A 17,017-nucleotide genomic window follows, 5' to 3' on the forward strand; every position below is an offset into this window, starting at 1 on the left:
GGCACACTGGCTCCGCGAGGACCGCGGCGCCCCAGCCGCACAGTTCTGGCCTCGTAGCGACGAGTGGGTGCTGGGCCACCATCGCCTGCAGGTCGCTGATCCACGCGGGCTGCGGTTCGTAGGACCGCAGGCGTGCGTAGTCGATCAGTTTCGCAGCGAGGCCTTCTCATGGTGGTGCGGTCGACAACGACGAACGACTAGGACCGGTTCGGCGCCGAGGAGCGCAAGGCGATCGGGCAGGACCTGCTCGCCTTCATGTATTGGGGCCACTTCGTCGACCGCGTCTTCCACGCGGACCCACACCCGGGGAACATCTTCGTGGCACCCGGCCACCCGGCCACCATGATCGACTGGAGCATGGTCGGGCGCATCGACCGACCCACGAGCACCAGCAGCTTGCTGATCTCCTCCACCTGGCGATGAACGACGGAAGCGGCCTGTGCCGCGGCGATACGGGCCTCGCCCGGTACGCCGGCAGCCGCAGCGCCGACTTCCACGCCCGCTTCGCGCCGAACGCCGACCCGGACCGGCTGTGGCTCGCCGCGTTGTGGGTCTCCTGGGTTTCGCCTTCGACGACGCCCGCTACAACGGGCAACGTGCGCCTCGTCGTGTGGTTCGATGACTGAACAGGCCACTGCCACCGCGCGTCGCCGCTGGGCGCCCCTTCCGGATCATCTCGCTGACCGGATGAATATGGGGGCGAGGTGGAGTCCGGCGGGGTAGATGCTGGCGGCCTTGTCGTAGCGGGTGGCCAGGCCACGCCACTGCTTGGGCTTGTTGAAGCGGCGGTCGACGGTGCTGCGCTGTCTGTGGGCGTCGCGGTCGAAGGCCGGCGGACGGCCGCCGAGCTGGCCGAGCCGCTTGCGGTTCACGGCCTGGTCGGCCGGCTGTGGGATCACCGCCTGGATTCCGCGCCGCCGCAGACTGTCCGGATCGCACGGGACGCAGTTCGGTCGCTCGCCGCCCGTGCTTTCCGCCCTCTTCTACTCGCGGTGTCGGTTGTCCACTCGGGGCGTGCGTGGACAGGCTGGGTGTGCGCCCCCCGGAGTGACTATGGACGGACGCTTTCGGGTGTGGCAATGAGGCGTCGGCGGTTGGTGTCACATTGTCACCGGTTCACTCACACACCACGCCCTGTGGAGCATGTGAAAGAAGTTGAGTACGCACTAGTCATGTCCGAAACGGGCCGAGGGAAGTTTGCGCGATGGGCGAAGTGATCAGACATTTCTCGTGTTGATCCCTCCCCTTTTCCGTGTCGCCAGGAACGACTTGACCACCGGGTGAACCAATTCGCCGGTGTGTGGGGGATCTTCACCTCGTGGCCTCTCATGTCACTCGAATACCGATCATTGGATGGAGTCCGTCCTCATGGGCCTTCGCACGTCACCGGACTCGGGACGGCCCGAGGAGACCATGCCGTGCGTGCCGTCGGCCCACGACTGTGCCGTGGGTCTGCGGTTGCTCAGCACGACCGGTCGGTACGGCACCGGCTGGACACCACCCGGGCCGTCGACCTCGCCGCCGTGCGTACCGCGCTGGTGGCGGCGCTGCAGGCGCCCAACGGTTCGAACGACCAGCCGTGGCACTGGATCGTCATCACCGACCCGGACACCCGGCGCAGCCTTGCCGACGTGTACCGGGCGTCCTCACAGCCGTACTTGGCATCGATGCGCCGGCGCGTGGAGCGCGGGGGATGTACTGGTCGGCGTGTACTGGGCCTCCGCTCACCTGGCGACGATCTCGCCGGATGTCCCGGTCCTCGTCGTGCCGTGCACGGCCGCCGGGCCGGAAGCCCGTCGTGCCGTGTTCGACCGGCTGGGCTGTCCCCAGCCGGTCGATCACCCGGCTCACTCGGTGTACTACGGCTCCATCTGGCGGGCGATCCGGAGCACCCTTCTCGCACTGCGTGCACAGGGACCGGCGGGCACCGTCACCGCTCTGCACCTCACACACGCCGAGGAGGCCGCCCGCATCCTGCGGTTGCCCGAAGAGGACACTCAGGCCGCGCTGCTGGCGGTCGCACGTCCCACCGGAGAAACGTTCCGGCCGGCATCTCGGCACCCGCTCGACGAGGTGCTCCCCCTCGACACCTGGTAGCTGGACGCCCCGATCACCAAGCGCCCGGCCCGTCTCCTGCCGCTTTGCAGAAAGGCCAACGACTGATCATGGTGGATCCGAACAACCCTCCCGCCGCGCCGGCTCCTCTGGCCGTGGGCGTCGACGGCCCCCTCGCCGCCGCCCGGCGCACCGTCGTGCGCGAGATAGACGCTCTGCTGACGCGGGTCGCCGAGGACCAGGCCCAAGCCCTCGTCCACGCCCTGTTCGACGCCCGGCGCGTCGTCGTGCTCGGGATGGGCCGCTCCAAACTCGCGGTGGACGCGTTCGCCATGCGCCTGATGCACCTGGGACTGCCCGTCCACGTGGCCACCGACGTCACGTGCCCCGCCGTGGGCTCGGGTGACCTGGTCGTCGCGTGCAGCGGCTCCGGACGCACACCGACCGTCGTCCAGCGGTCCACGGCCGCGAAGGAGGCGGGGGCGCGGGTGGCAGCCGTCGTCGCCGCCGCCGACTCACCGCTGGCTGACCTCGCGGACCTGGTCGTCCATCTCGCCGAGTACAGCCAGGACCACGAACAGGACGCCTCGACGCAGTTCGTCGGAACCCTGTTCGAGCAAGGCGCACTGGTCTTCTTCGACTGCCTCGTCCTGGCCATCCAGCGCACCCGCGACGTCGCTCCGGACGCGATGTTCGGACGCCACAACAACCTGGAATGACCCCTGCCGTCCGCCTCGGTGCTCATGCCGCCCCCTGCTCAGCCCGCCCGGAGGAGACCGCACGTGCCGGAGACCACGACCTCGACCGTCATCAGCTGCACCAGCACCAAAATGAACCTCGGCCTGGCAGACACGCTCCGCTGGCTGGACACCGTGATCCTTCCGCTCGCCGACAAGCTCTCCGCCCTGTCCTTCTTCGCCTGCCTGCCCCACCCCCTGCTGATCCCGGCCCGCGACCTGATGGACGGAAGCGGCGTGACCGTGGGGGCACAGGACGTCTGGCCCCGGGGCGGCGCCGTGACGGGGGCCGTCAGCCCCGCCCTGCTGGCCGAAATCGGTTGCACCCACGTGATGGTCGGCCACGCCGAACGCCGCCGCGTGTTCCAGGAGGACGACGACCTCGTCGCGCGGAAGGCGGGCGCCACCGCCCAGGCCGGCTTGACACCGCTGGTCTGCGTCGGCGAGACGCATCCGCAGAGTCCGATCACCGCCGCCGAGTACGTTGTGGCACAGGCCGATACCGCCCTGGAGGGTGTCCGGGCGGACCAGTCCGCGATCGTGCTGTACGAACCGGTCTGGGCCATCGGCGGTGACGAGGCGGCCGACCCCGACCATGCCGGCCACGTACTGCGCGCCCTGCGTGCCGCCACCGTCGGCCGCAACACGCGCTTCCTCTACGGCGGCGCGGTCACCCCCGGCACTTACACCCGGCTGCGCCAGGCCGCCGACTGGGACGGCGTCGCCCTGGGCCGCGTCGCACAGGACCCCGGCGTCCTCGCGGAGACAATCGCCGAACTGCTCGATGACGCCGAAACCCGAGCCCAGTACCGCAACCACTGACCCCACCGACTCGACCGAGGCTGGTTCACCGCGGCCGCCGCCGCCGTCGCCCGGGAGGCCGAGCTGCGCGAAGCCGCCCGGGCAGTGGTCGGCGCCGGCGAGCCCCAGCCGCCCGTGCCCAGGACGCCGTGGGCGGGTCACCACCGCCGTCCACGACATCCGTGAGGCGCTGCCACTGCCGGACGAGTCCGTGGACGCCGTGTTCACGCACATGCTGCTGTGCATGGCGCTGTCCACCGGACATCACCCGTCGACGGCACTGGCCTGCCCTGCGTGACCCTCCTGCTCCGTCTGCGCGCGCCCGCATCGCCACCGCCGGGCCCGGGACGGCGATCCACGTCGTCGCCACCGGCCCGGCCGCGCCCCTTGCCTGTCGGCCTGGTGCTGCATGACCGGGCAGGACACCTCGGCCCCGTCCCCGGCGACCGATCGGTGTACGCGGTGCGGCTCGCCGCCGATGCCGGTCCGACTTCGGTTGACCTGTCGCAGTCCTCCAGCGGGCGGGCCACTCCAAGCCAGACGACGGACATGGCAACGAAACACGCGATCGTGGGGCCGGGCAGGATCTTGGCGGTGCGGCGGCGCCAGAACTGCCGCTGCCACATGAGTCCTGCGTGGCAGCAGAAGACCGCAAAGGCGGCGAGGGAACGCAGCCGGTCAGTGAGGCAACCAGCCTTTGCCATGCGGTGGATGGGCATTGCGGGCGTCTTCACCGGCACGCAAGGCGGGAGCGGGGGCCGGACCCCCGGCGGGGCGGGCGGAGGCACAGTGCATCCCGCCGGAGCCGGTCTCCCGGCTACCGGGACCGGGCGGCCATGTGGTGTGCGAGGGTACGGAGTTCCCCCCGCGCTCCCGCAGGAAGATCGCAGCACTGCAGCGCTTCGAGTGCGAGGTCGAGATGCTGTTGTGCGATGGCCTCGGCGGTGGTGCGCCCTCCGAGCTGCCCGACGAGCACGGTCGCCTGCTGTGTCTGCGCCTCGGTCAGCGGGACGCCGGTGTCGAGGAGCGCACGCAGCTGTCCGGCTTCGGGATCGGCGGCGTGGAGCGCCGCCACGACCGGAAGAGTCTTCTTCCTGGCGGCGAGGTCACTGCCGACGGGCTTGCCCGTGCGGCGGCTGTCTCCCCAGATGCCGAGGATGTCGTCGGCGATCTGAAAGGCCGTTCCCGCGTGGCGGCCGAACCGCTCCAGTGCCTCGACCACGACGGGCGGAGCACCAGCGAGGGTGGCTGCCAGCTCACAGGCAGCGCCGGTCAGGGCTCCGGTCTTACCTTCTGCCATCTCCAGGTACGCGTCCACCGTGACCTGCTGATCTTCTTCGAAGGCGAGGTCGTTGCCCTGGCCGCGGACGAGCGCGCTCATCATCCGCACGCACACCCTCATGCACTCCGCGCTGCCGCTGTCGGCCAGCACACCGAGCGCAAGCGTCAACAGCGCGTCACCGGTCAACAACGCCGCCGGAACGCCGTGGACGACCCAGGCCGCCGCACGGCCGCGCCGGGTGCGGTCGCCGTCCATGATGTCGTCGTGCAGTAGGGAGAACCCGTGCAGCAGTTCGACGGACACGGCCGCTGCGACCGCCCGCTCCGGCGTGGGCCCGCACCGCGCGGCAGCCAGAGCCAGGCGAGGCCGTAGTGCTTTGCCGCGGTGCTCGGCGGGCCGGGGGCCCGAGCTGAAGCCCAGATGATATTTGGCCACCGTGCGGATACGGGGCGGGAGCTGGTCGACTGCATCCAGAATCGCGGCGTCGACCGCGGCCAGGTCGCTGTGCGAGCCGACTGCGGACGGGTACGGGGCGGTGGCGAGGTCAGGCAGGGGCATGGGAACTCTCAAAACGATTCGTCGCGACGTTGTGCCACGTCATCGGGCCGTGTGACCAGGCACGCACAGCCTCGCCGTAGGCCTCGGCACTGGGCACGGACCGGGCCAGGCGATCGGCTGCGCAGTGGAGTCCCGCCAGGTGGGCGGAGATGCGCAGACGCACCTCCCCTTCGGCCCGGGGCGGCGGCACGAGCTCGGGGTGGGCCAGCAGCACGAGGTTGTGGGGGTCGTCCTGGGCACGCTCTTTCGCGCCAGGGAACGACATCGTTGTGCCGGGCGGTGCAGTCGGCGGCCAGGCGCCGCAGCGCCCCCACATCCTCGTGCGACACCTGATCCGGTGTCAGTGGTGTGCGCGCGGCGTACTCCACCAGTTCGAGGTTGACCAGGCTTGCGCTGCTGTGCGGCCGATTCGCCAGACAGGAGGCGAGCGAGGGCCGGCACGCCTCGGTTGCCTGCCTCCCGGTCGAACGTCCCAAGACTCAGCAGGCAGTGCCGTAGAAATCGCCGGTCCCAGTCCGGCCCCATCCGTCGGCCGAGCCGTGCCAGCGGATCGTCGAACGCAGCGACGAACCCTGGCGGCCCGCACGCTTGTCGTGCCGCCTGGGCCGGGCAGGCCGACGGGACGAGCGAAACGAGATGATCCGCGTACGCCGCGAGATGCTGATCCGTCTGCCCACTGGGACTGTCCAGGGCGTCGTCGACGAGTAGTGACAGGGAACGCCACTCGGCCAGGACGAGCAGTTCGTCGGTCCCGGCGGCTGTCCAGCAGCGGTACGCGTAGGAGGCAGACAGCCTGCCGACCGCCCCGCAGGCACGGGAGTCCGCCAGCAGGTGAGCCTCCAGCCATCGGGTGCAGTCGGTTGCCACGGTGCTCAGAAAAGGCCGTTGCCCGTACTCGTCCGCGACGGAGTCCTCGGAACCCGCCGGCCCAGGTTCAGGCACCGGGCACCGGCAGCCGGGCAGCACCTTGGAGCGCGGTCACCAGCGCGTCGGAGGCGCCGACGACGAGCTGCGAACCAGCGTTACGCATCATGCAAAGCCTTCCAGGAACAAGGCAGGCGGAAACTTGTCGAACCGCCACAAGAGGATCACGAACGCTGTGCGCTTAGACGTCCGCCGGCACCCGATCCCTCGAACGACGCAACATGAACAGTCACCTGGCGCAATACACGTACAACATGAGGAGCCTCCGTCGGCCCGCGCGCAGGACGACGCAGGGCTCGACGTGGTCGTGCACTTCTCCGCGGTCGACAGCTCCGGGTACCGTGATCTCCAGGAGAACCCACCGGTTATCGAGATCATCTGCGGCAAGGTCCGGGGGACCGACCGCAACCTCCTGCTCAGCTACGAGCTTCACGCCTTCGCCACCCGCAACCCCGAGGTGCGCGCAGTCATGCGCTCTGGGATGCAGGCCAGCCGGGACTCCCTGGCCAGGCACTTCGATTCGCTCACCGCACGGGCGCTGGACGCGCTGGTCGAGGGTTTCTCCATCCACAACTCCTTCGACCTGCGGCCCACCGAGCGCGAGGAGGTCGCCGCCGTCGTCCGTGCCGTCGTCGACAGGCACCACTGAACAGGATCGACCGGGCGCTGGCAGGTGCCGGCGGCGGACACGTGCCGGGTCTGTTCGGCGTCCAGGCGGCGCACCGCCGTGCAGTTGGCATGCCGCATCGTGGCGGCCACGACGGGAGCCAGCAGCCGGGGAGATCGCCGCTCCTTGGACGCCTGGACGTCGCGCTGCGGGAGAATACGCTCTGGACGACGCTCCACGGATCGGCGGTCCGGGCGGAGGAGATCCTGTGCCTGAACGTCGAAGACCTGCACCCGGGCGACAAGCGCGGCCGGACCCTGGCCAGGGGCGGGGTGACCGAGTGGATCCACTGGCAGTCCGTAGCCGCCCAACCGCTGCCCCGGCTGATCGCCGGCCGTGGCCACGGCCCGCTGTTCCTCACCGGCCGGGCCCGGCCCTCCCCCCCTCGGACTGAGGAGATCTAGAAGACCCGGCTGCTGGCCAACCCCCTCGCCTGTCGCGCTTTCGACGTTTGCGTTCGCTCCCTGTCTCCTCGATCACACGCTCTCTTCCCGACGGACGGAGAAGGCACCCGCGGCAGCCGCCAGGACTGCCGCTTCCGCGGCCCGTTTCGGGAGCTGCGGGTCCGGATCGGCACGCAGGAGCACTAGCTGGTGGTAGAGCGGCGCCGTGGCGGCGATCAGCAGGCTCCGCGCGTCCGTGTGCTGTGCAGGGAGTTCACCGCGCTCGATGGCGCGCTCGGCGAGGATCTCGCACTGGGCGTACCGGTCCGTCCACAACTGTGTCTGGGTCCGCGCGGCTTGTTCGGAGTGGAACGAGGCGGCCATCAGAGCGACGGCGAACGACGGCTGTACGACCAGGGATTCCTGGATCTCCTGGTTGAGGGCCGTCAGATCGCCGCGCAGCGAGCCGGTGTCCGGCGGCTGCCAGTCGATCTCGCCGGCGGCATCGATGACGTCGACGAGCAGGCCGCCGACATCGCGCCAACGCCGGTAGACCGTGGCGCGGTGCACTCCGGCCCGCTTCGCGACACCCTCCATCGTGAGTCCTTCGTGACCGCCTTCAGCGAGTTCGGCGCGCACCGCATCGAGAACCTGGGCGCGGATGCGGGCGGTGCGACCGCCCGGACGGCGGTCCGACGTCGTGTCCAGTGGGTCTGTCATCGGCAATCAGTATCCGGTTGATCAAGGCGGAGGGCTGTGCCAGCATCTTAACGCGACGGTTGTCGCCCTAGGTTCATCACTAGAGAGGAACCGCCTCCGCGATGCCGCCTGTTCCCGTTGACCCCACCGTGCTCCACCCGATGCCCGACCACCCGCGCGTGGTTCTGCTCAAGCCGCTGGTGAAGTCGCCGCTGATCAAGGTCGGTGACTTCACCTACTACGACGATCCGGACGACCCGACCGCGTTCGAGGCGCGCAACGTCCTGTACCACTACGGTCCCGAGCGGCTTGTCATCGGCAAGTACTGCGCGCTGGGGACGGGCACCCGGTTCATCATGAACGGCGCCAACCACCGCATGGACGGTCCTTCCACCTTCCCGTTCCCCACGATGGGGGGCTCCTGGGCGGAGCACTTCGACCTGATCACCGACCTGCCCGGCCGGGGCGACACAGTTGTCGGCAACGACGTGTGGTTCGGCCACGGCGCCACCGTCATGCCCGGTGCACGCATCGGCCACGGCGCGATCATCGCCGCCGGCGCCGTGGTCATCGGCGACGTCCCCGACTACGGCATCGTCGGCGGCAACCCCGCCCGGCTCATCCGCACCCGCTACGACGCTGCGGACATCGCCCGGCTCCTCGCCGTGGCGTGGTGGGACTGGCCCATGCAGCACATCACCAGGCATGTACGGACGATCATGTCGGGGACCGTCGCCGATCTGGAGGAGGCCGCCGCGCAGATCGACCAGCCCTGACTCGCGTCCTCGCCACACCGCCGCTCCCGTCCCGCGCAAGAAACGAGTGATCGCCCATGTTCCGTCCCCGCGCCCATATCGCGATGGTCGGCGTCCCCATCGTCAGCCATGTCCTGCCCAGCCTCGCGCTCATCCGTGAGCTGGTGGACCGCGGGCACCGGGTCACCTACGCCAACGCCCCGTTCGTGGCCGACCGGATCGAATCCGCCGGCGCGGAGCTGGTGCCGTGCACCTCCACGTTGCCCGTCGAGGACAGCGGCTGGCCTGCCGATCAGCTCGAACCTGCCGTGCGGGTTCACCTGCGTCCAGAACAGCGGCGACAGCGCCCGCCGGTCCGCATCGGTGAGCGTGTCGACCCACTTCGGTCGGCGAGGACCCGCTGCGTCAGCGGCGTGTTGACGTGGACCAGGGCGGACTGGAGCAGGCGGAGGGCGAGCATGGGCACCTCCCGAAACTCCGTGTCCCGCCCGGCGAGGTCGCCGTCCTTACCGTAGAAGAGGTCCTTGTTCGCGCTGTGGCATACCCGCGATTTCCGGCCTTCGTCGAGGAGGCGAGGAGACGGCGCCGGGGAACGGGCAGTCGAAGAGTCATGAGGGACACACAGCTGAAGTACGACGGACGTGACAAACAGGAGACCCGAGCCCGGGGAACCATGGCGATCTGGCGGTGGGCCAGGTGGGCGGCGCTCTTCCTCGCTGTCGGCTGGGCGCTGAACTCGGTCGTCAGGCTGGTCGAGGGCGCGCAGGTACTGGAACTGTGGTGGCCTCTGCTCAGTACCGCCATCTGGGCGGGGGTGACAGTGAACGGTTTCGTGACCTACCGTCGGATCAGGACCACGACACTGCCGGCCATCACCGGCCGGCCATCCACCTGACTGTTCCTCCCGGCCACGAGGAACGCACGTCCGACTGGTCGATCGGAAGTGGCTGGTAGGGCATCTCGATGGTCACAGTAAGCAACCGTAGGGCGGCCACTGACCCTGAGCGCAAGGGAGTTTCGTCCAGGCGCTGCACCGCGCAGGCTCAGCTCCGAGGCTGGAAAGGGGTCGGTGCCGGAGCCAGGGGCCCTGGCCCAGGCCAGTGGATTGGGTTGGCGTTCCGCACACCTGTATCCGGCTGTCCGAGGACTGCAGCATCACCCCGGCCGTGCAGGACTACATGATCCAGAGGTCGGGGGAGCCCCGGTGGCCGCGGTCGATCCGTGTCACGAAGCGGTGGTGAGACGCAGCATGACCTTGCTGCTCCCGCTTTCCGGGTCCGCGGCGACGGCGAGTGCCTCCTCTGCTCGGTTCAGCGGAAAGCGATGGGTGATCAGAGGGGACACGTCCAGACCGTCCCCCAGTGCGCGCAGCGCGTCGTCGATCTCCTCGACGAAACGGTAGGAGCCGATCCAGGTGATCTCCCGGGTAACCAGGTCGCCGAGCGTGGCAGCTGCGGCGGTGCCGGGCAGGTTGCCCACCTGGACGAGCGTGCCTCCTCGGGCGGTGGCGCGCAGGACCGGTCCGAGCGCGGCCGGGGCACCGGACGCCTCGAAGACGATGTCCACGTCTTCGGGCAATCCGTCACCGACGGAGATGTCGCATGTTTCGTCGGCGCCCATGGCGCGGGCGACGGCGAGGGAGGACGAGGCCAGATCGGCGGCGACGACCCGGCCTGCCCCGCGGTACCGTGCGGCGGCGACCACCAGGGAGCCGATCGGGCCGCAGCCGTTGACCAGGACTGTACGGCCGCGCAGGTCGGTTACTCGGCCGACGGCGTGCAGCGCGACGGCCAACGGCTCGGCCAGAGCACCCTGTTCGGTGCTGACGCCGTCCGGCAGCGGACGGATCTGGGCCGCGGGGACCGCCCGGTACTCGCTGAACCCGCCGTCGGTGTGCGGGACGAAGGCCGCCGAGCCGAAGTAGCGGACGTGCGGGTAGAGGTTGGTGCGTCCGGCGATCCGTTCGGGAAGGACACCGTCGCCGACCAGTCGGGCCGGGTGCACGGTGACCGGTTGACCTTCGCGGAGGCCGGTGACATCGCTGCCGAGCGCAGCGACCCGGCCCGCGAATTCGTGGCCGAGCACGAGAGGGTGTGTGAGTGAAGCCGTGCCGGACGCGCCCTTCTTCCAGTAGGAGATGTCGGAGCCGCAGATGCCGCCCCATTCCAGGGCCAGCAGTACCTCGCCCGCCTCCGGCACCGGCCGGGCACGTTCCTCGATGCGTACGTCGCCGGGGCCGTGTACCACGACTGCCCTCATCTGGTTCTCTCCGGGGATCGCAGGCAATGGGTTTTCGGTGGTCGTCCTCATACGGCGTCCTCCAGCCGGACCAGGTCGCGTCCGCGAGTCTCGGGTGCGAGGTACGCGCTGACGAGGGTGATGAGCGAGTAGACGATCAGCATTGCCGCGATGGGCCACCAACTGCCGGTGACAGCCGTAAGGGTGGCCGCGAGGACCGGGCCGATCGCGGTGGCGAGGATGCCGCCGAGTTCCTTGGCGAGCGCGAGCTGGGTGAAGCGGGTGCGGGAGCCGAAGAGTTCGGCCATCGTGACGCTTTCGAGTGAGAACAGGCCGAGGACGCCGATGTTGAGCCCGAGGGCCATACCGATCATCACGCCCGGGGTCGAGCCGGAGGTGATGAGGAGCATCACCGGAAAGGCGAGGACGGTGGTCAGGAACGAGAGTGTGAGGTAGACGGCTCGGCGTCCGAAGCGGTCGCCGAGCAGGCCGATCACCGGCACGGTGGCGAATCCTGCCAGCGAGCCGTACACGATCGCGTCCGTCGGGACGGACCGGCCGACCGCCAGGTTGGTGGCGATGTAGCCGACCAGGAACGTCTGGATCAGACCGGAGTTGCCCGCCTGGCCGAAGCGCAGCCCCAGTGCGAGGAAGAACGCCTTGCCCTTGCGCTGGCGGATGCCGGCTGCCAGGACGCCGCCCTCGTGGCTGTCCGCCGTGGCGATCGCGGACTCGACCTCGTCGCGGGCAAGTGCCACGCCGTCTACGACATCGGGGCGCTGCTCGAAGACCGGGCTTTCCTTGAGACTGCGGCGCAGCCAAACCGCGAAGATCATCAACGCGAAGCTGAGCAGGAAGGGCAGTCGCCAGCCCCAGGAGAGCAACTGGTCCTCGCTGAGCACGGCGAGCAGAACGGCCCACAGGCCGGAGGCGGCGAGTGTCCCGGAGTTCGTGCCGAGCGATACGAGTGAGGAGATGAGGCCGCGCTTGTGCACGGGCGCGTACTCGGTGAGCATCACGGTGGCCCCGGCGATCTCGGCCCCTGCGCCGAAGCCCTGCACGAGGCGCAGTACGACGAGAAGCACTGGTGCGAGGATGCCGATGGTGGCGTAGGTGGGAAGGGTCCCGATGAGGGTGGTGGAGGCTCCCATCAGCAGGATCGTGAGGTACAGGACCTTCTTGCGGCCGATCCGGTCGCCCATCCGCCCGAAGTAGACGGCACCGGCGAGCCGGGCGACGTACCCGACCCCGTAGGTGGCCATCGCGGCGATGAGGCCGATGGCTGGGCTGACGTCCGGGAAGAAGATCTTGTTGAAGACGATCGCGGCAGCCAGCGAGTAGAGCTGGAAGTCCATGAACTCCATGGCGGTGCCGAGCCAGCCCGAGACAGCGGCCCGGGTGAGATCGCGTGTGGTGCGCTGTGCGGATGGCGTCTGCTGAGCGGTTATGACGCTGTCCTTCATCGTGAACTCCGTTGTTCGGGGAATCGAAGTGCGGCTCAGATACGGCGGATCGAGTGGAGAGCGGCGGTTACTGAGGGGTTAGAACTCGACGACTCCGGTACGTAGGGCGGGGAGCCGGTTCGCGACGGCGGCGGTGAGACCGTCGTCGTCGGCCAGGTCCGCCGCGCCGAGCACGCGCAGCAGCGCGCGTACGGTGGTGGCGGGGCGGGCCGCGGGCCGCCAGCAGGCGGTGAGCGCCTCGGTGGCGGGATCGGCGGGTGCGTCGGCCGTCCTGGTGCTGTGTGCCCAGGCGGCGAGGGCCAGTTCGAGGACCGGGGTGCTGGTGCCGCGTGCCCGCAGTTCGCGCAGGGCGGGTAGCCAGCGTTCCGTGATCTTCAGCGATCCGTCGGAGGCGATCTGCCGCAGCCGGTGGTGCATGGACGGGTTGCGGAAGCGTACGACGAGGTCGTCGGCGTACGCGGCCGGATCGGGGCCGCCGGCCGGGAGGGTGGGGGCGATCTCCGCGCACAGCGCCCGTACGAGGCGCTCACCCCATCCGGTCGCCATGGTCTCGGCGATCGTGGTGAGTCCCGCGGCCGTACCGAGGTAGGCGAGCGCCGAGTGGGAGCCGTTGAGCAACCGCAGCTTGGTGAGCTGGTAGGGCGTGACGTCCGGGACGAACAGGGCGCCGTCCAGTTCCCAGCGTGGCCGGCGTGCGACGAAGGAGTCCTCCAGCACCCACTGCCGGTACGGCTCACCGGTCACGGGGAGGGCATCGCGCACCCCGAGTGCGGCGTCGGCCGCCGCCCGGCCGGCCTCGCTCGTCGCGGGTACGATCCGGTCCACGACCGTCGCGGGGAAGGAGACGGCCTCCGTCATCCGGTCCAGGATTCGCGCGCGGTCCGGCCAGGCCGACGCACGGACGAAATCGTGGACGACACGGCCCAGCACGGCCCCGTTGTCCGCCATGTTGTCGCAGGACACGACGCTGACCGGGGGTGCGCCCGCGCGCATCCGCGCGGCCAGCCCGGCGGCCAGTCGTCCGACCACCGTTGTGAGCTGCCCGTCGGAGGCCGCGGCGAGGTCGGCGGCGACCGGCCCGGCCAGGGTGTCGAGCCCGCCCGTCGACGGGGAGCGGTGGTAACCCTTCTCGGTGACGGTCAGGGTCACCACCGTCACCTCGGGGTCGGCGAGCAGAGCGTCGACGGCAGCGGCGTCGGGCCCCATGGCCAGTGCGCCGACGACGGCACCGAGGACGCGCGTGCGGTGTCCGTCCGGACGGTGTTCGGTGAGTGAGTACAGGCAGTCCTGGCTCCGCAGCTCGCGTACGGTCCCGGTCGATCGGGGGGCTACCGCGGTGATGCCCCAGGGCTCGCCGGAGCGGGCGGCAGCGTGCTCTGTGAACACGGCCTGGTGCGCCCGGTGGAAGGCGCCGAGACCGAAGTGAACTATGCGGGTGCGCAGTTCGGCGGGATCGACCGCGGGCCGTAGCTCGGGCGCGAGCCTGGGGAGTACCGCGCGGTCCAGCCGGGGGAGGGCGTAGGTGCTCACCAGTCGTGCACCGACCCGTCGAGACGACGGGCCACCGGGAGGTAACGCCGTCGGTAGGGGAAGCGCTCCGCCACCTTCTCGTCGTACTCGACGCCGAGGCCCGGTTCCTCGGAGGGGTACAGCATGCCGTTGGCGAAGGTGACCCCCGTGCGGAACACCTCGGCGGTCTCGTCGGGGTGGCCCATGTATTCCTGGATGCCGAAGTTCGGCACGGCGATGTCGACGTGGACGGCGGCCGCCATGCTGACGGGGGAGAGGTCGGTCGCCCCGTGTGACCCGGTCCGCACCTGGTAGAGCGCGGCGAGGTCGAAGATCCGTCGCAGATGGGTGATGCCGCCCGCGTGCACGACGGTGGTGCGGACGTAGTCGATGAGCTGTTCCGTGATCAGGTGCTGGAGGTCCCAGATCGAGTTCATCACCTCGCCGACCGCGACCGGTGTCGTGGTGTGGCGCCGGATGAGCCGGAATGATTCCTGGTTCTCGGCCGGGGTCGGGTCCTCCATCCAGAACAGTCGGCAGCCCTCGACGCTCTTTCCGAACCGGGCCGCCTCGATCGGGGTCAGCCGGTGGTGCACGTCGTGCAGGAGGTGGAAGCCGAAGCCGAAGCGTTCCCGCACTGCTTCCAGGTAGGTCGGCGCGAACCCCAGATAGGCCTCGGTGTCCCAGGGCTGTTCGTCGGGCAGTTCGGTCGCGGCCGGCTCGTAGACCTTGCCCTTGCGCACGCCGTACGTGCCGCCGACATCGGGCACGGCGGCCTGGGCCCGTACAGCCTGGTAACCCAGCTCCAGACAGCGCTCGACGTCGTCCAGCAGCGAGGGGATGTCGGTGCCGCTGGCGTGTGAATAGACCAGCACGCCGTCACGGGACCGGCCGCCGAGGAGCTGGTAGACGGGCAGCCCTGCCGTCTTGCCCTTGATGTCCCACAATGCGGTATCCACGGCGGCGATCGCGGTCATGGTGACCGGCCCGCGCCGCCAGTAGGCACCCTTGTAGAGGTATTGCCACATGTCCTCGATCCGGGCGGGGTCCCTGCCGATCAGCAGTGGAGCTACGTGATCGCGCAGGTAGCTCGCGACGGCCAGCTCACGACCATTGAGGGTGGCGTCACCGAGCCCCGTCACTCCGTCCGAGGTGGTGATACGCAGGGTGACGAAGGTACGGCCGGGCGAGGCCACGAACACTTCGACGCGTTCGATCTTGCTCACAGGTGCTCCTTGGTCGCGAAGTTCTTGTATACAAGCACCTGTCGCCGAGCACGGCAACGCCCTACGTACGATGTGCACATGCCTCAAATGAACGGGCGGACGAGTCGGCGCGACATCTACCTGAAGTTGCGCCACATGGTCCTGACCCTCGAACTCGCTCCGGGGGCGGCCCTCTCGGAGAACGAACTCGCCGCGTCACTGGCCGTCAGTCGCACGCCCGTGCGGGAGAGCCTGATCCTGCTGGCCCAGGAGGGCCTCGTACAGGTTTTCCCGAAGGTCGGGTCGTTCGTGTCGCGGGTGGATCCTGCGCAGGTCGCCGACGCCCAGTTCCTCCGGGAGGCTGTGGAACTCGCCTCACTCCACGCCCTTCCCGAGCGGCTCGACCCCGCCGTCGTCGAGGACCTGCGTGTCAACCTGGACCGCCAGAAGCGCGGGGCTCTCGACCTTGAGGAGTTCTTCGAGCTGGACGAGGCGTTTCACCAGAACCTGATGCGGCTGAGCGGACACGGCAACGTCTGGACCACCGTCGCCGCGGCCAAGGGGCATCTCGACCGAGCTCGGCGCCTCGGCCTGCACGAGAACGTGTCCCCGGCCGCGTTCGTCGCCCAGCACCACGAGATCTTCGAGGCGATCGTCGGCGGGGACGTCCCGCGCGCCCACACGGCCATGCGCACTCACCTGCGGGCCGTCTTCAGCGACATCGAACGCATCCGCGCACACTCGCCCGAACTCTTCGCCACCGACGCGTCGTCGGTGCCCGTGCGACGCAACATCGTGGTGTGGGAGTGACCTCGCCGGCCGACGAGGGAAGGGCCGTGCAACTGGCCAGCCGGGCGATCATCCTGCACGCTCGGTCCAGGCGCGGGGCCTGTGCGGCGAGCAGTCCGATCGCCTCGTCGCGCCAGCGTCGAACGGTGGACTCGGACACGTTGCTGCCGCCGGCCATGTCGGACAGGCGCTGGTCGTGGCGCAGCACGGCCAGGACGATCACCGTGCTCTTCCCGGGGGCAGGATCCGCCACCGGGACCAGATGGCTTTCAGGTGGAGCGTCGCAGAAGACCGGCGAGGTGGTTGACGACGCGCGTGGACAGTGGCAGAGGCACTGACAGGCATGCGGGCAGGAGCCCTTGGGGGCTCTTCGGCAAGGCGCCCAATGAGCTTCGTCCCGCAGCCCCGCCCGTCCGGCATGGCGGCGGAGGTCGACTTCGACGTGGTCGTGCAGCTGGCGGGGGCAGCGTGCGAGTGGAAACCTCAAGCGGGCAGTTTCGTATCGATGACGAAGCTGATTTCGATGACCTGGCCGGGCAAGGTCAGTTCAGGAACGCCCAGGACCGTGCTGGCCGGGCGGTGGTCGCCGAAGTACGCCAGGTTGCCCTCCGCCGTCGCTGCGGCGTTCTGCCGCAGGTTCACCACGTACAGGGTCTGCGAGACGACCTGGTTCCGGGTGGAGCCGTAGTGGTCCAGAACTTTGTCCATGTTGGCGTGGGTCTGCTTGAGCTGGGCGGCGAAGTCGTCCGGGTAGAGGAACTCGCCTGCCTCATCGAACGAGAGCTGTCCGGATACGTGGATCAGCTCGTCGGACTTGATCGCCTGTGAGTAGCCGAAGTCGCTCTCGGCCGGCACGTTGTAGCTGAAGACGTCCATCGTGGCCACGGTGCGCTCCCTTCCCGTTCGCTCTCCTGTGATTACTCGAAAACTGTAAGAGAGTGAGGACTGACCT

General features: G+C 69.4%; 17 protein-coding genes and 4 pseudogenes. 12 read left to right on the top strand and 9 right to left on the bottom strand.

What is annotated here, in order from left to right; all coding sequences use genetic code 11:
- The first annotated feature begins 255 nt into the window (after positions 1–255).
- Positions 256–423: an AarF/UbiB family protein gene (locus IE142_RS14380; protein ID WP_191886114.1), complete on the top strand. Its 168-nt coding sequence runs from the start codon at positions 256–258 to the stop codon at positions 421–423.
- Entirely contained in the window at positions 420–626 is a 207-nt protein-coding gene (locus IE142_RS14385) for a hypothetical protein (protein ID WP_191886115.1), read from the top strand. The genes IE142_RS14380 and IE142_RS14385 overlap by 4 nt, the downstream gene beginning before the upstream one ends.
- A gap of 45 nt (positions 627–671) precedes the next feature.
- Here IE142_RS14385 and IE142_RS14390 read toward each other — a convergent pair.
- A pseudogene (locus IE142_RS14390) lies at positions 672–923 on the bottom strand (IS5/IS1182 family transposase); the annotation flags it as partial.
- Positions 924–1,328: 405 nt separating this feature from the next.
- Here IE142_RS14390 and IE142_RS37645 point away from each other — a divergent pair.
- The 4 genes and pseudogenes from IE142_RS37645 to IE142_RS14400 form a co-directional block, all read left to right on the top strand.
- A pseudogene (locus IE142_RS37645) lies at positions 1,329–1,637 on the top strand (nitroreductase family protein); the annotation flags it as partial.
- Positions 1,638–1,707: 70 nt separating this feature from the next.
- Positions 1,708–2,097 carry a hypothetical protein gene (locus IE142_RS36605; RefSeq protein ID WP_229830466.1) on the top strand — a complete coding sequence of 130 codons (390 nt, stop codon included), beginning with the start codon at positions 1,708–1,710 and terminating at the stop codon, positions 2,095–2,097.
- Positions 2,098–2,258: 161 nt separating this feature from the next.
- Positions 2,259–2,774, top strand: a pseudogene (hxlB, locus tag IE142_RS36610) (6-phospho-3-hexuloisomerase); the annotation flags it as partial.
- A gap of 63 nt (positions 2,775–2,837) precedes the next feature.
- Positions 2,838–3,614 (top strand): triose-phosphate isomerase, encoded by a 777-nt coding sequence (locus tag IE142_RS14400; RefSeq protein WP_191886118.1) that lies wholly within the window; start codon positions 2,838–2,840, stop codon positions 3,612–3,614.
- A 796-nt stretch (positions 3,615–4,410) separates the two neighbouring features.
- On the opposite strand, the gene IE142_RS14405 is transcribed toward IE142_RS14400, so the two are convergent.
- Both IE142_RS14405 and IE142_RS37650 read right to left on the bottom strand, forming a co-directional pair.
- Positions 4,411–5,433, bottom strand: coding sequence for a polyprenyl synthetase family protein (locus IE142_RS14405; protein ID WP_191886119.1), 1,023 nt, complete (start codon positions 5,431–5,433; stop codon positions 4,411–4,413).
- Positions 5,434–5,441: 8 nt separating this feature from the next.
- Positions 5,442–5,909, bottom strand: coding sequence for a terpene synthase family protein (locus IE142_RS37650; RefSeq protein WP_368857228.1), 468 nt, complete (start codon positions 5,907–5,909; stop codon positions 5,442–5,444).
- 749 nt (positions 5,910–6,658) lie between these two features.
- Here IE142_RS37650 and IE142_RS14410 point away from each other — a divergent pair.
- On the top strand, positions 6,659–7,006 hold the full coding sequence (locus IE142_RS14410; RefSeq protein ID WP_229830469.1) for a TetR/AcrR family transcriptional regulator: 348 nt from the start codon (positions 6,659–6,661) through the stop codon (positions 7,004–7,006).
- A gap of 89 nt (positions 7,007–7,095) precedes the next feature.
- Positions 7,096–7,428 carry a hypothetical protein gene (locus tag IE142_RS14415; RefSeq protein ID WP_191886120.1) on the top strand — a complete coding sequence of 111 codons (333 nt, stop codon included), beginning with the start codon at positions 7,096–7,098 and terminating at the stop codon, positions 7,426–7,428.
- A gap of 72 nt (positions 7,429–7,500) precedes the next feature.
- On the opposite strand, the gene IE142_RS14420 is transcribed toward IE142_RS14415, so the two are convergent.
- Positions 7,501–8,127, bottom strand: coding sequence for a TetR/AcrR family transcriptional regulator (locus IE142_RS14420; protein ID WP_191886121.1), 627 nt, complete (start codon positions 8,125–8,127; stop codon positions 7,501–7,503).
- A gap of 101 nt (positions 8,128–8,228) precedes the next feature.
- Here IE142_RS14420 and IE142_RS14425 point away from each other — a divergent pair, with 101 nt between their 5' ends.
- From IE142_RS14425 to IE142_RS14440, 3 genes and pseudogenes are all read left to right on the top strand, one after another.
- The gene (locus IE142_RS14425; protein ID WP_191886122.1) at positions 8,229–8,882 is read left to right on the top strand and encodes a CatB-related O-acetyltransferase; all 654 of its coding nucleotides are present in this window, start codon (positions 8,229–8,231) and stop codon (positions 8,880–8,882) included.
- A gap of 56 nt (positions 8,883–8,938) precedes the next feature.
- Positions 8,939–9,160: pseudogene (locus IE142_RS14430) on the top strand (glycosyl transferase); the annotation flags it as partial.
- 311 nt (positions 9,161–9,471) lie between these two features.
- Positions 9,472–9,756: a hypothetical protein gene (locus IE142_RS14440; RefSeq protein ID WP_191886123.1), complete on the top strand. Its 285-nt coding sequence runs from the start codon at positions 9,472–9,474 to the stop codon at positions 9,754–9,756.
- Between the two features lie 329 nt (positions 9,757–10,085).
- Here IE142_RS14440 and IE142_RS14445 read toward each other — a convergent pair whose 3' ends face one another.
- The 4 genes from IE142_RS14445 to manD form a co-directional block, all read right to left on the bottom strand.
- Positions 10,086–11,120 (bottom strand): L-idonate 5-dehydrogenase, encoded by a 1,035-nt coding sequence (locus tag IE142_RS14445; RefSeq protein WP_191886124.1) that lies wholly within the window; start codon positions 11,118–11,120, stop codon positions 10,086–10,088.
- A 47-nt stretch (positions 11,121–11,167) separates the two neighbouring features.
- Positions 11,168–12,562, bottom strand: coding sequence for an MFS transporter (locus tag IE142_RS14450; protein ID WP_191886125.1), 1,395 nt, complete (start codon positions 12,560–12,562; stop codon positions 11,168–11,170).
- Between the two features lie 78 nt (positions 12,563–12,640).
- Positions 12,641–14,092, bottom strand: coding sequence for a mannitol dehydrogenase family protein (locus IE142_RS14455; protein WP_191886126.1), 1,452 nt, complete (start codon positions 14,090–14,092; stop codon positions 12,641–12,643).
- A complete protein-coding gene (gene manD, locus IE142_RS14460) occupies positions 14,089–15,297 on the bottom strand; it encodes a D-mannonate dehydratase ManD (protein WP_191886127.1) in 1,209 nt (402 codons plus the stop codon). The genes IE142_RS14455 and manD overlap by 4 nt, the downstream gene beginning before the upstream one ends.
- 78 nt (positions 15,298–15,375) lie before the next feature.
- Here manD and IE142_RS14465 point away from each other — a divergent pair, with 78 nt between their 5' ends.
- The gene (locus IE142_RS14465; protein ID WP_191886128.1) at positions 15,376–16,086 is read left to right on the top strand and encodes a GntR family transcriptional regulator; all 711 of its coding nucleotides are present in this window, start codon (positions 15,376–15,378) and stop codon (positions 16,084–16,086) included.
- A 462-nt stretch (positions 16,087–16,548) separates the two neighbouring features.
- On the opposite strand, the gene IE142_RS14470 is transcribed toward IE142_RS14465, so the two are convergent.
- Positions 16,549–16,950, bottom strand: coding sequence for a RidA family protein (locus IE142_RS14470; protein ID WP_191886129.1), 402 nt, complete (start codon positions 16,948–16,950; stop codon positions 16,549–16,551).
- Positions 16,951–17,017 lie beyond the last annotated feature (67 nt).

This window comes from Streptomyces mutabilis, assembly GCF_014649815.1.
Lineage (GTDB): Bacteria > Actinomycetota > Actinomycetes > Streptomycetales > Streptomycetaceae > Streptomyces > Streptomyces mutabilis.

What these genes read in the sequence shown, in the direction of transcription:
- IE142_RS14405 (WP_191886119.1), bottom strand. Translation starts at nt 5,433, where the DNA reads ATGCCCCTGCCTGACCTCGCCACCGCCCCGTACCCGTCCGCAGTCGGC.
- IE142_RS14465 (WP_191886128.1), top strand. Translation starts at nt 15,376, where the DNA reads ATGCCTCAAATGAACGGGCGGACGAGTCGGCGCGACATCTACCTGAAG.
- IE142_RS14420 (WP_191886121.1), bottom strand. Translation starts at nt 8,127, where the DNA reads ATGACAGACCCACTGGACACGACGTCGGACCGCCGTCCGGGCGGTCGC.
- IE142_RS14380 (WP_191886114.1), top strand. Translation starts at nt 256, where the DNA reads ATGTATTGGGGCCACTTCGTCGACCGCGTCTTCCACGCGGACCCACAC.
- IE142_RS14450 (WP_191886125.1), bottom strand. Translation starts at nt 12,562, where the DNA reads ATGAAGGACAGCGTCATAACCGCTCAGCAGACGCCATCCGCACAGCGC.
- IE142_RS14385 (WP_191886115.1), top strand. Translation starts at nt 420, where the DNA reads ATGAACGACGGAAGCGGCCTGTGCCGCGGCGATACGGGCCTCGCCCGG.
- IE142_RS14440 (WP_191886123.1), top strand. Translation starts at nt 9,472, where the DNA reads ATGAGGGACACACAGCTGAAGTACGACGGACGTGACAAACAGGAGACC.
- IE142_RS14415 (WP_191886120.1), top strand. Translation starts at nt 7,096, where the DNA reads ATGCCGCATCGTGGCGGCCACGACGGGAGCCAGCAGCCGGGGAGATCG.
- IE142_RS14425 (WP_191886122.1), top strand. Translation starts at nt 8,229, where the DNA reads ATGCCGCCTGTTCCCGTTGACCCCACCGTGCTCCACCCGATGCCCGAC.
- IE142_RS14445 (WP_191886124.1), bottom strand. Translation starts at nt 11,120, where the DNA reads ATGAGGGCAGTCGTGGTACACGGCCCCGGCGACGTACGCATCGAGGAA.